Consider the following 13,622-nt stretch of genomic DNA (forward strand, 5'->3'; position numbering starts at 1 on the left):
CCTTGTTCTCACGTGCCTCCTGTACTTACAGGGGGTATTTTATATGGCAAATATAAAGGAGTATACCAATGAGACAATCACGTTCAATGCGATTAGGAATTCGTGAAATTCCTAATCTGCAACAATGGTTATTTTTCAGTTTACAACATTTATGTGCCATGGTTGGCGCGACAGTCCTTGTTCCGATACTCATTGGCATGAGCCCTGCAACAGCGCTGTTATCGAGTGGACTTGGAACACTTGCTTTTTTACTTGTGACACAAGGGCGTGTTCCTGCTTACTTAGGTTCTTCGTTTGCATTTATTTATCCAATCATTGCAGCGCAAGAGATTGGCGGACCAGAAGGGGCGATGATCGGGAGCTTTTTTGCCGGTGTCGTTTATGGCGGTGTGGCAATTGCGATCAAGTTCTTTGGCGCACGCTGGTTGTTAAAAGTGTTGCCGCCAGTCGTTGTTGGACCGATTATTATTGTCATTGGATTAGGACTTGCAACAACAGCCGTAGGAAATGCAATGTATATGCCGGGAACCGACCAATACAGCTTAACGCATGTGATGGTGGCTGCGGTCACATTAGGGGTGGCGATCATTGCCGCTGCGTACTTCAAAGGTTTTTTAAACTTAATTCCTGTTTTACTTGGACTAGTGGCGGGTTACTTCGTTGCGCTATGGCAAGGTTTGATTGATTTACAACCAGTTCGAGAAGCAAGCTGGTTTGCCGTACCCGATTTAATGATTCCTTACATCACCTATTTACCGAGTTTTAACTGGACCATTATCGTCCTAATTGCACCGGTGGCACTTGTGACATTGGCCGAACATATGGGTCAGTTAATGGTGTTGAGCAAAGTGGCAGGGCGCAACTTTTTAGAAAAGCCAGGGATGCATCGCACTGTATTCGGTGATGGACTAGCAACGATGATTGCGGCAATGATTGGAGGACCACCGAATACAACATATGGTGAAAATGTTGCGGTTGTAGCAATCACACGGGTGTTTAGCGTGTTTATCATCGCAGGAGCGGCGTTGTTCGCCATTGGCTTCTCTTTTAGCGGAAAAGTTGCCGCAGTCATTTCTTCGATTCCACCGGCGGTGATTGGTGGCATGTCAATCTTACTATTTGGTGTTATTGCTACGGCAGGCTTACGGATGCTCATTGATAACCGGGTTGATTTCGGGGAGAAGCGAAATATGATTATTGCTGCTGTCATTCTTGTCATTGGCATTGGCGGTGCAACGGTTCGCTTCACCACACATTTTGAGCTCTCTGGCATGTCGCTTGCGGCTGTCGTTGGTTTATGTTTGCATGCAGTATTGCCAAATCGCAAGGCGAGCTATGGGAAAGAAACGATGTTTGATTCTCAAATGAACACAAAACGAATATAGGAGGCAGCGATGAAAAAAGACCTGTTAGCACTTAGCGAATTAACACGCCATGAGATTGAATCCCTTTTAAACGAAGCAGAGGCATTTGCTAACGGAGAGTCGTGGCACGTCGCAAAGCAAACGTTTGTCGCCAATTTGTTTTTTGAACCGAGTACGCGCACATCATGCAGTTTTGAAATCGCGGAGAAAAAAGTAGGGGTAGATACATTAAATATTTCTGTCGCGCATTCAAGTGTGCAAAAGGGCGAGTCTCTTTATGACACTGCTCGAACGTTAGCATCACTCGGGGTGGCAGCACTTGTCATTCGTCACCCAAAGGACCGCTTTTATGAGCAGTTAAAAGGGATTGAGATCCCCATTTTAAATGCCGGTGATGGCTGTGGTAATCATCCGACCCAGTCATTACTTGATTTACTGACAATCAAGCAACAATTTGGTTCATTCCGTCGGCTGCGTGTGGTCATCGTTGGGGACTTGCTTCATAGTCGGGTAGCACGTTCTAATGCGGATGTGTTGAAAAGGCTTGGTGCAGATGTGTATGTGAGCGGTCCGCAATCATGGATGGGCACTTTTGTACATGATTTTCCATATGTGACAATGGATGAAGCAGTGAAGGAAGCGGATGTGCTCATGCTTTTACGGGTGCAGCACGAACGGCATGACGGGCAAGAAGCGTTTTCAAAAGAAACTTATCATATGTTACACGGGTTAACCGTGGCGCGAGAAAAGCAAATGAAGCACGATAGCATTATTATGCATCCTGCACCTGTCAATCGCGATGTGGAAATCGCAGGAACACTTGTCGAGTGTGAACGTTCCCGTATATTCAAACAAAGTGAGAATGGTGTATTTGTAAGAATGGCCGCGTTAAAGCGCGCACTGTGTAATGAAGCAGCTGAATAAAGAGAGGAGCGGTTCAAGGTGGTCATAAAAATATCAGGCGGTTTTACGTTAGATGAGAATGGACAGAAACAAGTAAAGGATGTTTACGTGAAAGACGGTGAAATCACGTACAAATTGAACGAGGCAGATGAAACATTTGATGCTATAGGGATGATCGTAAGTCCCGGATTTGTGGATGTGCACGTTCATTTACGGGAGCCAGGTGGGGAAAAGAAAGAGACGATTGAAACAGGAACAAAAGCGGCTGCTCGTGGTGGGTTCACGACGTTGGCGTCAATGCCTAATACGCGCCCGGTGCCAGATTCAGTTTCTCACATGATCGATTTACAAGAAAGAATCAAGCGCGCTGCGCATGTACGCGTATTGCCATATGCAGCGATTACAACACGGCAATTAGGAGAGGAGTTAACCGACTTTGCTGGTTTAAAAGAGGCTGGGGCATTTGCTTTCACGGATGACGGTGTTGGGGTGCAATCGGCCGGGGTGATGTTAAAAGCCATGAAACAAGCAGCAGCTTTAAACATGGCTGTTGTCGCTCATTGTGAAGACAATACACTCATTCAAGGAGGGGCTGTGCACGAAGGACGCTATGCCGCATCTCATGGCTTACCTGGTATTCCGTCTGTTTGTGAAGCGGTGCATATTGCCCGAGATGTGTTGTTGGCAGAGGCGGCAGGCGTGCATTACCATGTATGTCATGTGTCAACGAAAGAATCCGTGCGTGTGATTCGCGATGCGAAGCGAGCAGGCATTCATGTGACTGCTGAAGTGACGCCACACCATTTGCTTTTATGTGAAGAGGATATTGTTGGGGTGGATACAAACTATAAAATGAACCCTCCTTTACGCAGTGCTAAGGATCGTGAAGCATTAATTGAGGGGCTTTTGGACGGGACGATTGACTTTATTGCGACAGACCACGCTCCGCATACAGCAGAGGAAAAAGCGACGACAATTGCGCGCGCGCCGTTTGGAATTGTTGGCTTGGAGACAGCTTTTCCACTGTTGCATACGCATTTTGTTCAGACGGGCAAGTGGACCTTGAAACAACTCATTGATTGGTTCACAGTGAAACCATCCAAAACGTTTGGATTGCCATACGGCACGCTGAATGAGGGGGCACCTGCGGATATTGTTATTTTAGATACGAACGCACAGGAAACGATTAACCGAGAGACATTTTTTTCAAAGGGAAAAAACACACCGTTTCATGGATGGCATTGTACAGGTGTTCCAACTGCTACCTTCGTGGGTGGTAAAAAGGTTTTCCAAAGGGAGCGAACAACCAATGAATAAACAACTTGTGCTGGAAGACGGCACCGTCTTCAAAGGAGAAGGTTTCGGGGCAGATGTAAGCTTAAGTGGAGAAGTCGTCTTTAATACAGGAATGACCGGTTATCAAGAGATTTTATCTGATCCATCTTACTGTGATCAGATTGTGACGTTAACGTACCCACTCATTGGTAATTACGGCATAAACCGTGATGACTTTGAGTCGCTTGCACCGATGATTTCAGGTGTGATTGTCAGAGAAGTAGAGCATGAGCCTAGTCATTGGAGAAAGAAAGAATCACTGCATGACTTACTCGTTGCAAAAAACATCCCCGGTCTCGCTGGCATTGACACTCGTATGTTGACACGAAAAATTCGTATGCACGGGACAGTGCGCGGCCGCATATGCGATCTGACAGTAGACACGACAGAAGTGGCACGCATGTTACGAGAAGAGACGCCACGCCGAGATCAAGTTGCGCGTGCTTCTGCAAAGACGCCTTATCATGTTCCTGGAAAAGGCAAGCGGGTTGCGCTCATTGATTGTGGCATGAAGCATGGTATTTTACAATCACTCATTGAACGTCACTGCGATGTCATTGTCGTGCCATACACCACGCCAGCAGAAGAGATTTTACGCCTACGTGCCGATGGTGTTTTAGTTTCTAATGGACCGGGGGATCCGACGGATATACCGGAAACAATTGAGACGATCAAGGCATTGCTTGGAAAACTTCCTCTGTTTGGGATTTGTCTAGGGCATCAATTGCTTGCTCTTGCATGTGGCGCAACGACAAGTAAACTGTCATTTGGACATCGTGGATCGAATCATCCGGTCCGGCAGTTAGCTTCGGGACAAATTGAGATTACTTCACAAAACCATGGCTATACCGTTGATGTTCATTCTTTAATGGAAACAGACTTGGAAGTAACCCATGTAGACGTAAATGATGGCACGATTGAGGGGCTTACCCATAAGTCTGTTTTAGCATTTAGCATACAGTATCATCCAGAAGCAGCACCTGGACCACATGATGCGGGCTATTTGTTTGATGAGTTTCTCCAACTTATGGTGCAACATGTTGAGACAAGACGAGAGGAAGTGGAACGTATATGCCAAAGCGCACAGATGTAAAAAAGATTTTAGTCATTGGGTCTGGTCCGATTGTCATTGGACAAGCAGCGGAATTTGATTATGCCGGTACACAAGCATGCCAAGCGTTAAAAGAAGAAGGATATGAAGTGATCTTAATGAATTCAAACCCTGCAACAATTATGACAGATACGACAATGGCCGACCGTGTGTATATTGAACCATTGACGCTTGAATTTGTCAGTCGCATCATTCGGAAAGAACGACCTGATGGGTTATTACCAACATTAGGTGGGCAAACAGGTTTAAATTTGGCGCTTGAGCTTCACAGAGAAGGAGTGCTTGATGCCTACGAGGTAGAATTACTTGGCACAAAACTAAGTGCGATTGAACAAGCTGAAGACCGCGAGCAGTTTCGGGCATTGATGCATGAACTCGGAGAACCTGTTCCGGAGAGTGAGATCGTTCATACATTGACAGAGGCAACACATTTTGCTAAACAGATTGGTTATCCGGTCATTATTCGCCCAGCATATACACTCGGGGGTACAGGCGGTGGTATTGCATATGACGAGGAGTCACTGGAAGAAATCGTCACGAGCGGCCTGAAATATAGCCCTGTCACGCAATGTTTAATTGAGCGTAGCATCGCTGGGTTTAAAGAAATTGAATATGAAGTCATGCGTGATGCGCAAAATGAAGCGATTGTTGTATGTAATATGGAAAACTTTGATCCAGTCGGTGTCCACACGGGCGATTCAATTGTGTTTGCGCCAAGCCAAACGTTATCAGATAAAGATTATCAAATGTTACGAGATGCTTCATTAAATATTATTCGTGCACTTGGCATCGAAGGTGGCTGTAATGTCCAATTTGCGCTTGATCCTGATAGTGATGCGTACTATATCATCGAAGTAAATCCGCGTGTTAGCCGCTCGTCAGCGCTAGCGTCCAAAGCAACCGGCTATCCAATTGCAAAAATGGCAGCGAAAATTGCTGTCGGTTATCATCTAGATGAGCTGAAAAATCCTGTCACGGAGACGACATATGCGTGTTTTGAACCTGCTTTAGACTATGTCGTGACCAAAATTCCACGTTGGCCTTTTGATAAATTTGAGTCCGCCAACCGAAAGTTAGGTACGCAAATGAAAGCGACAGGTGAGGTGATGGCAATTGGTCGTTCACTTGAGGAGTCACTTTTAAAAGCAGTTCGTTCCCTAGAAGGTGGTTATGATCATGTATTGGATGAAGCGCTCGAAGAACAAAGTCGCAAAGCATTGTTAGAAAAAATTTCTCATGCTGATGATGAACGTTTGTTTGCAATTGCTTCTTTACTAAGGAAAGAAGTGTCGATAGATGAAATTTGGCAAGCAACAAAAATTGATCGCTTCTTTTTACAAAAACTAGCGCGTATCGTTGCCCTTGAGCCTTATGTGGTGGAAGCAAAGGAAGATTTAAGCTTGTTATATCGCTTAAAGCGGATGGGTTTTTCAGATGCGCATATAAGTCGTGTATGGCAAATAGAAGAGCAGATGGTATATGAAACGAGAAAAAAAGCAGGGATCGTGTCTGTTTATAAAATGGTGGATACATGTGCAGCTGAGTTCGCTTCGCCGACAGCGTATTTTTATAGTACGTATGAGCAGGAGAATGAGTCTATCCGGACGGAAAAAGAGAGCATCCTCGTCCTTGGTTCTGGACCGATCCGGATTGGGCAAGGAATTGAGTTTGACTACGCGACTGTGCATACGGTATGGGCGATTAAAGAAGCGGGCTATGAAGCCATTATTATGAACAACAATCCAGAGACAGTTTCAACAGACTTCTCAACATCAGACAAGTTGTATTTTGAACCGTTAACAGTAGAAGATGTGATGAATGTTGTCGATTGTGAACGGCCAAAAGGGGTGATGGTTCAGTTCGGTGGTCAAACTGCGATTAATTTAGCGGATGAATTAGCGCGTCGCGGGGTCAAGATTATCGGGACAGCCCTTGAAGACATGGATCGCGCAGAAGACCGTGACAAGTTTGAACAAACATTGCTTGCGCTTGATATTCCCCAACCTCCTGGGAAGACAGTGACATCTGTTGATGGCGCTGTCGCGATTGCCCGGGAAATTGGTTATCCTGTGCTCGTTCGCCCTTCGTATGTCCTTGGTGGGCGTGCAATGGAAATTGTTTACCATGAGGAAGAGTTGTTGCGTTACATGCAAACAGCGGTGAAAGTAAACCCGAAGCATCCTGTGCTCGTTGACCGCTATTTGACAGGAAAAGAGTTAGAAGTGGATGCTATTAGTGACGGAAAAGATGTATACATCCCTGGGATGATGGAACATATTGAACGTGCTGGTGTCCATTCCGGTGATTCGATTGCCGTTTATCCTCCACAAACTGTGCCAGCTCATTTGAAAGAACGCATCATTGAACGAACGACCCGGATAGCACAAGGACTCAACATTATTGGCTTACTCAACATCCAATTTGTATGGCATCAAGATGAAATTTATGTGCTTGAAGTGAATCCACGTTCAAGCCGAACGGTGCCGTTTTTAAGCAAGATTACCGGTGTGCCAATGGCTGGGTTAGCGACACATGTCATGTTAGGAGCGAGTTTGCAAAGCCTTGGTTACGATTCTGGTTATCATCCAGAAGCCAAAGAAGTATCGGTAAAAGTGCCAGTGTTTTCGTTTGCCAAATTACGCCGTGTTGATATTTCTCTCGGTCCTGAAATGAAGTCAACTGGGGAAGTGATGGGGCGTGATCAAACGCTCGAAAAAGCATTGTACAAAGGGTTAATTGCGGCAGGAATGAAGATTCCTACTCACGGGTCGGTGCTGTTTACAGTTGCGGACAAAGACAAAGAAGAAGCCCTCGATCTTGCGCGTCGTTTTCATACAATTGGTTATCACTTAATGGCGACAGCTGGTACGGCACGGACGCTTGAAGCAGCCGGTATTTCTGTGCAAACCGTGAACAAAATTAACGAAGGGAAACCCCACTTATTAGACACGATCCGGAGTGGCGAGGCGCATTTTGTCATTAATACACTAACACGCGGAAAACAACCTGCCCGCGATGGTTTCCGTATTCGTCGTGAGTCTGTCGAAAACGGTGTCGTTTGCATGACGTCCATTGATACAGCGGCGGCATTGTTAAGTGTACTTGAATCAATCACATTTTCTTCAGAGAGCATGCCTTTACTCTCAAATGCACATGGAAGCCAATAATCGATCAGGAAAATGGGGAGGGCAATGATATGAGGAAGCAATGTGAACTAACCATTGTGTCGCAACAGAAGATCGCAAAAGATAGCTATGAGCTTATTCTATCAGGTGAGCTTGTTAGGCAAATGACGACACCAGGGCAATTTTTACATGTGCGGATAGACGGTGCGAACGACTTGTTGCTCCGTCGCCCGCTCAGCATTGCCCATGTCGATCAATCATGTCAAGAAGTAACCCTCATTTATCGTGCCAGTGGTGATGGGACGAGGCGTTTATCAGGAAAGTTCATTGGTACGCGTGTAGATGTACTCGGTCCACTCGGACGTGGTTTCCCTGTAGAAGAAGCGAAGCGAGGAGAGACGGCGCTCCTTGTTGGCGGCGGGATTGGGGTGCCTCCCCTTTATTACTTAGCACAACAGCTTGTTGCCCAAGGCGTGCGTGTACATGCGGTGTTAGGATTTGCAAGCGAGGAGGATGTTTTTTATGAAGAAAAGTTTCGTGTGCTCGGGGAAACGTGGGTGACAACGGTCGATGGCAGCTATGGAATGAAAGGGTTTGTGACTGCAGCCATTGATGAGACGGGTCTTGACTTCGATGTACTCTACTCATGTGGACCGACTCCGATGCTACAAACATTGACAGAACGTTATGTTGGTAGACGTGCGTTTATTTCATTAGAAGAGCGTATGGGCTGCGGGATTGGTGCATGTTTTGCCTGTGTTTGTCCACTCGTAAGTGGAGAAGCGCACGAGTATCGGAAAATTTGCACCGACGGCCCGGTGTTTCCAGTTGGGGAGGTGTTGTTATGAGCGAGCGGTTGCGTGTCACGTTACCAGGATTGGAAATGAAAAATCCGATAATGCCTGCATCAGGTTGCTTCGGATTCGGGAAAGAATACGGGGAATTTTATGACCTCAACGTTCTTGGTGCCATTGCGTTAAAAGCAACGACGCCCGAACCACGGTTTGGAAATGAAACACCGCGAGTGGCAGAGACGAAAGCAGGAATGTTAAACGCCATTGGACTACAAAATCCTGGAATAGAAGGTGTAATCTATAAGGAACTCCCTCGGTTTGAAGATAAAACGGTGCCCTTGGTCGCCAATATTGCTGGGGCAACAGTGGACGAGTATATCGAAGTAGCAGCTCAATTATCAAAGCAAGAAAAGATTTCTGCACTAGAACTAAACATTTCTTGCCCAAATGTGAAGCAAGGTGGGATTGCATTTGGAACAGATCCGCTCGTCGCGGCTGAGCTCACAAAAGAAGTGAAAGCTGTTTCTGCGGTTCCGGTATATGTCAAATTGTCCCCAAACGTGACGGACATTGTGTCAATGGCACAAGCAGTAGAACAAGCAGGGGCAGATGGTTTGGCCATGATTAACACGCTACAAGGAATGCGCATTGACACGCGCACACGAAAGCCAATTTTAGCGAATCAATATGGGGGCTTGTCAGGACCAGCCATCAAACCGGTGGCGATTCGGATGATCCACCAAGTGAGTCAAGTCGTATCGATTCCAATTATTGGTATGGGTGGCATTCAAACGGTGGACGATGTGATTGAGTTTTTATTAGCAGGTGCCAGCGCCGTGGCAGTTGGAACGGTAAATTTTGTGGATCCGTACATTTGTCCAAAACTCATTGAAACACTCCCGGCAGCATTAGATGAGATCGGTGTGCGTCACGTCACTGAACTAATAGGGGGGAGCTTGCAATGAATCAGCTAGATCGACCGTTTTTTCTCGCCTTAGACTTTGCCACACGAGAAGAGAGGCAACAATGCCTGGCAAGATTTGCTGATATGCCATTAGACGTGAAGGTTGGGATGGCGCTTTTTTATCAAGTAGGGCCAACAATAATTTCTGAATTGAAAACATCTGGACATCGTATTTTTCTTGATTTAAAGTTACATGATATCCCAAATACGGTTGGACAGACGATGAAAGTGTTAGCGTCGTTAGGTGTTGACGTCGTCAACGTTCATGCGGCTGGTGGCAAGAAGATGATGGAAGCGGCGCGAGAGGGACTAGAGGCAGGAACGCCAGCGGGGCAATTACGTCCCAAAATTATTGCTGTAACACAGTTAACGAGTACCGATGAAATCATGTTAGAAAAGGAACTGTTGCTACGCGATCCGCTTCCATCCGTCGTACAATCGTATGCACAGCTTGCACAAGAAAGCGGATTAGACGGTGTCGTATGTTCAGCAGAAGAAGTGCCACTTATTCATGAAGCATGCGGACAATCATTTTTAACTGTCACCCCAGGGATTAGAAGACTTGTTGATGAAAAAGGCGACCAAAGGCGTGTTGTTACCCCAGAGCGAGCGCGGTCACTTGGAAGTTGGGCGATTGTTGTTGGACGCAGTGTCACAAAGGCCGTTGATCCACTGGTTGTTTATCAAGAAATGAAACGGGATTGGGAAGGAAGTAGAGAAAATGAGTGAACAAATTGCACAACATTTATTAGATATTGGCGCAGTGAGCTTGTCCCCGTCAGCACCATTTACATGGAGCTCGGGACTAAAGTCTCCCATTTATTGTGATAATCGCCTCACATTATCTTACCCGCATGTTCGTACGGAAATTGCCCATGGATTAGCAAATCTTGTCCGTACGCATGCACCGGATGCCGATGTCATTGCCGGGACAGCAACTGCAGGTATTCCGCATGCCGCACTTGTTAGTGATCTTTTAGGGCTACCAATGATTTACGTACGTGGCAGTGCAAAAGGGCATGGGAAGAAAAACTTGATCGAAGGCGAACTACATGAGAATGAGAACGTTGTTGTCATTGAAGATTTAATTTCAACAGGCGGTAGTGCACTTGCCGCAGTGGAAGCGATTCGCTCTGCCGGTGGCAATCCACTTCTTGTTGCGGCAATCTTTTCATATGAATTACCTAAAGCAGCAGAAGCGTTTCAAGTGACCAATGTCCCGTTTCAAGTGTTAACAAATTACCCGACGCTTGTGCAAGTGGCAAAAAGTCGTGGTATGATTACGACAAGTGAGCAAGAGAAATTGGCCACTTGGCGAAAGAACCCAGCAGACGAGTCATGGCTAACCTAGAAGTCGGAAGAATGCTCATCTGACCTCGGGCTTCTGAATGTTGGAATGGAGGATGAATAAGGATGAGAAAAATGGACGGCAATGAATTTGATCCATTGGTTGATTTTTTTGATGAGATGGCGCAAACGATGTGGTTGAAACAGATCCATCATGAGCTTTTCCTCTTATCTGGCGACTGGACAGCGCGTGATGTGGTTGACATTGGTTGTGGCACAGGAAGGTTATTGTTACGCGGGGCATCTATTGCGGCAACACTGACAGGCGTTGATTTATCAGCAGGAATGGTCGCCCGTGCGAATGAATTGTTGTCAGAAACAAAGCATGCGCGCGCCCTTGTTGGTGACGCAACAAATTTGCCACTGCCAAATGATGCATACGACATTGCTTTATCGACATGTGTGCTGTTCTTGTTGCCTGATCCAAAACAAGGGTTGGTTGAAATGGCGCGCGTTTTGAGACAGGGTGGAACCGCTGTATTGCTCAATCCTAGTGAAAAAATGAGTCAAATAGCGGCAAGCGACTATGCAGACGACCATCATTTTAGTGAGACAGAAAAAGCATTTTTACTAAAATGGGCGAAAGCTGCAGAACACCGCCATCGTTTAAGCTGCAAGGAACTGGACAAGACATTTTCTGAAGCTGGATTGATAACAAATGGACATATACCAGTGTTAGATGGTCTAGCTTATGTTAGTAAAGCAAAGAAAGAGACAACTTAAGGTTTTTATTGGTACTTTCTCTGATATTTCACATAGCATAAGAATAAAATGTACTGTTAAAACAGGTGGAAATTACAGGGGGCAGGGAGCTGAATGAGTACCAAGTTAAAGATATTAATATTAATCAAGGAATTTGACAAAAAGTTTCCTAAACATAAGCCAAAGATGGATATGATCACAGCCATTGAGAGGTATGCCGATGTATGTTACTGGGGTCAAGACGGGCACCTACCAAGTATCTTAAAAAAAGTACCGTTTCAACCTGATTTTATTTTTCACTACGATTTGGGAGGATATGAGGCAAAGTTATTGGCACCAGCTGTTACTGGTTTATCTCAAACAACAATTGCAAAAGGGTGTTTCGTGATTGATGTCCACACGGAAAAAAAATTAAGAGAAAAGTATTTTCGTGAGAGTGGTATGGATTTAATTTTTTCCGCAGGGAAAAGTGCTTTTTTAAAAGGTTTTCCTTTACTAAAAGAAAAATTTCGCTGGCTACCGTGGTCAATCAACCCTAAGGTATTTTATGATCGTAAGAAAAAAAAAGAGATGACATTTTTGTTGATGGGTTTAGTTCATGGACCTCATCAATATAAAGGATTAACACCTGCGCGTGTACCTAAAGGGAAATACTTATTTAGGGAAATTGTGTTAGATAAGATGCGAAATAAGCCAGGGTTTGTATATATCCCACATCCTGGACACTTTACCTCAGATAAAAATGCATGTGTTAATGAAAAGTATGCAATTCAAATGAATAAAGCGCATATTTTTTTCACGTGTGGAGGTAATGTCCCGAATCTAGGACCTTATCCTGTGTTAAAATTTTTTGAAGCTCCAGCATGTAAAACATTATTGTTAGCGAAACCGAATCCAGATATTAGAGAATTAGGATTTATTGACGGTGTGAACTATGTTGCTTGCGATAGAACGAACGTTGTTCAAAAAGCACTTTATTACATGAAAAATCGAAAAGAACGTGAATTACTAACTGAAGCTGGATATCAATTTATACATGAAAAACATACGAATGATGTTCGAGCAAAACAATTTGTGAACATGGTAGAAGATTTCCTTTCTAAGAGAGAAAAAATTATTGTGAAAGAAGTAAAAATACCAGACACACGTTTAGCGACAGAGAAGAAAGAAAATGATGTGATATTTGTGACGGCTGCTTATGGAGAAAAATATCGCCGTTATGTAAAAGGATTAGCAGCTACAATGACCAAAAATAATCAGGAAAAACTCATTGTATACACAGATACAAATCATTATAGCTTACCAGGATGCCAAGTCAATCAAAATGTGTCTTTAAACGATATCTACAAAAAGTATGGGGATATCTCAAGCTGGTCTATACGAATGTTTTTACTTGCACATGCAGCAAAAAATGCCTCCCACGTTTGTTGGATAGATGCAGACATGTTGGTCTATACGAACTTAAAAAGCAAATTAGATGTAAAAAAAATGAATGTCATTGGTTACGAGTGTAGACGGAATTTGCAAGCGCAACAACGATATAATTGTATGAATGGATGTTATTCTTTACCGAGACAATTTTTATTAGAATTAGAAGACCTTTGGTATACATTATGCAAAGATCCAAAGACAACCAAAAATGATATAGGTAATGTGTCAATCCTCAATCAATTTGTTTCACGTCATGAAAGTAAAACAACCTATTTAAACGAAACATACCCAGGATCAGTATGGAACTATACTCCTTTCCAAAATCTTAATCGTCCACATAAGCCGAATGATCCAAGCCTAAACAATCGAAGTTTTTGTACGGGACTTATGGTGAAAAACGATCATTTATACCATCGCCATGTGCCATTTGCTACACTATGCTGGACATCTCACGCATTGGAACAACATATAAAGAACAACTTTCGTAATATTTCAGATATAAGAACCCGTGGTTATTTGAGAAAGCTCTATTTATGAATGAATGTG

The 13,622-nt window shown here is 44.4% G+C and carries 11 protein-coding genes; all 11 read left to right on the plus strand.

Features of this window, described 5'->3' with window-relative positions; translation table 11 throughout:
* Nucleotides 1-68 precede the first annotated feature (68 nt).
* Entirely contained in the window at nucleotides 69-1,385 is a 1,317-nt protein-coding gene (locus tag NSQ26_RS03490) for a solute carrier family 23 protein (protein WP_090776023.1), read from the plus strand.
* 9 nt (nucleotides 1,386-1,394) lie between these two features.
* Complete coding sequence (locus tag NSQ26_RS03495) at nucleotides 1,395-2,288, plus strand: aspartate carbamoyltransferase catalytic subunit (RefSeq protein WP_090776024.1); 894 nt, start codon at nucleotides 1,395-1,397, stop codon at nucleotides 2,286-2,288.
* Nucleotides 2,289-2,306: 18 nt separating this feature from the next.
* Complete coding sequence (gene pyrC, locus NSQ26_RS03500) at nucleotides 2,307-3,584, plus strand: dihydroorotase (RefSeq protein ID WP_499719145.1); 1,278 nt, start codon at nucleotides 2,307-2,309, stop codon at nucleotides 3,582-3,584.
* Complete coding sequence (gene carA, locus NSQ26_RS03505; RefSeq protein WP_499719146.1) at nucleotides 3,577-4,695, plus strand: glutamine-hydrolyzing carbamoyl-phosphate synthase small subunit; 1,119 nt, start codon at nucleotides 3,577-3,579, stop codon at nucleotides 4,693-4,695. Before pyrC ends, carA begins: the two co-directional genes overlap by 8 nt.
* Complete coding sequence (carB, locus tag NSQ26_RS03510) at nucleotides 4,674-7,880, plus strand: carbamoyl-phosphate synthase large subunit (RefSeq protein ID WP_499719147.1); 3,207 nt, start codon at nucleotides 4,674-4,676, stop codon at nucleotides 7,878-7,880. Before carA ends, carB begins: the two co-directional genes overlap by 22 nt.
* Nucleotides 7,881-7,909: 29 nt before the next feature.
* Nucleotides 7,910-8,686, plus strand: a complete 777-nt coding sequence (locus tag NSQ26_RS03515) for a dihydroorotate dehydrogenase electron transfer subunit (RefSeq protein WP_499719148.1) — start codon at nucleotides 7,910-7,912, stop codon at nucleotides 8,684-8,686.
* A complete protein-coding gene (locus tag NSQ26_RS03520; RefSeq protein WP_090776029.1) occupies nucleotides 8,683-9,597 on the plus strand; it encodes a dihydroorotate dehydrogenase in 915 nt (304 codons plus the stop codon). The genes NSQ26_RS03515 and NSQ26_RS03520 overlap by 4 nt, the downstream gene beginning before the upstream one ends.
* Complete coding sequence (gene pyrF, locus NSQ26_RS03525; protein WP_499719150.1) at nucleotides 9,594-10,325, plus strand: orotidine-5'-phosphate decarboxylase; 732 nt, start codon at nucleotides 9,594-9,596, stop codon at nucleotides 10,323-10,325. Before NSQ26_RS03520 ends, pyrF begins: the two co-directional genes overlap by 4 nt.
* Nucleotides 10,318-10,947, plus strand: coding sequence for an orotate phosphoribosyltransferase (gene pyrE, locus NSQ26_RS03530; protein WP_499719151.1), 630 nt, complete (start codon nucleotides 10,318-10,320; stop codon nucleotides 10,945-10,947). Before pyrF ends, pyrE begins: the two co-directional genes overlap by 8 nt.
* Nucleotides 10,948-11,009: 62 nt before the next feature.
* Entirely contained in the window at nucleotides 11,010-11,666 is a 657-nt protein-coding gene (locus NSQ26_RS03535) for a class I SAM-dependent methyltransferase (protein WP_499719153.1), read from the plus strand.
* A 93-nt stretch (nucleotides 11,667-11,759) separates the two neighbouring features.
* On the plus strand, nucleotides 11,760-13,613 hold the full coding sequence (locus NSQ26_RS03540) for a glycosyltransferase (protein ID WP_499719154.1): 1,854 nt from the start codon (nucleotides 11,760-11,762) through the stop codon (nucleotides 13,611-13,613).
* Nucleotides 13,614-13,622 lie beyond the last annotated feature (9 nt).

Source organism: Bacillus sp. FSL W7-1360, assembly GCF_038592975.1.
Taxonomy (GTDB): domain Bacteria; phylum Bacillota; class Bacilli; order Bacillales; family Bacillaceae_D; genus Shouchella; species Shouchella lonarensis.

Excerpts from the sequence above, each read along its gene's own strand:
- NSQ26_RS03490 (WP_090776023.1), top strand. The coding sequence starts at position 69 with ATGAGACAATCACGTTCAATGCGATTAGGAATTCGTGAAATTCCTAAT.
- NSQ26_RS03495 (WP_090776024.1), top strand. The coding sequence starts at position 1,395 with ATGAAAAAAGACCTGTTAGCACTTAGCGAATTAACACGCCATGAGATT.
- carA (WP_499719146.1), top strand. The coding sequence starts at position 3,577 with ATGAATAAACAACTTGTGCTGGAAGACGGCACCGTCTTCAAAGGAGAA.
- carB (WP_499719147.1), top strand. The coding sequence starts at position 4,674 with ATGCCAAAGCGCACAGATGTAAAAAAGATTTTAGTCATTGGGTCTGGT.
- NSQ26_RS03515 (WP_499719148.1), top strand. The coding sequence starts at position 7,910 with ATGAGGAAGCAATGTGAACTAACCATTGTGTCGCAACAGAAGATCGCA.
- NSQ26_RS03520 (WP_090776029.1), top strand. The coding sequence starts at position 8,683 with ATGAGCGAGCGGTTGCGTGTCACGTTACCAGGATTGGAAATGAAAAAT.
- pyrF (WP_499719150.1), top strand. The coding sequence starts at position 9,594 with ATGAATCAGCTAGATCGACCGTTTTTTCTCGCCTTAGACTTTGCCACA.
- pyrE (WP_499719151.1), top strand. The coding sequence starts at position 10,318 with ATGAGTGAACAAATTGCACAACATTTATTAGATATTGGCGCAGTGAGC.
- NSQ26_RS03535 (WP_499719153.1), top strand. The coding sequence starts at position 11,010 with ATGAGAAAAATGGACGGCAATGAATTTGATCCATTGGTTGATTTTTTT.
- NSQ26_RS03540 (WP_499719154.1), top strand. The coding sequence starts at position 11,760 with ATGAGTACCAAGTTAAAGATATTAATATTAATCAAGGAATTTGACAAA.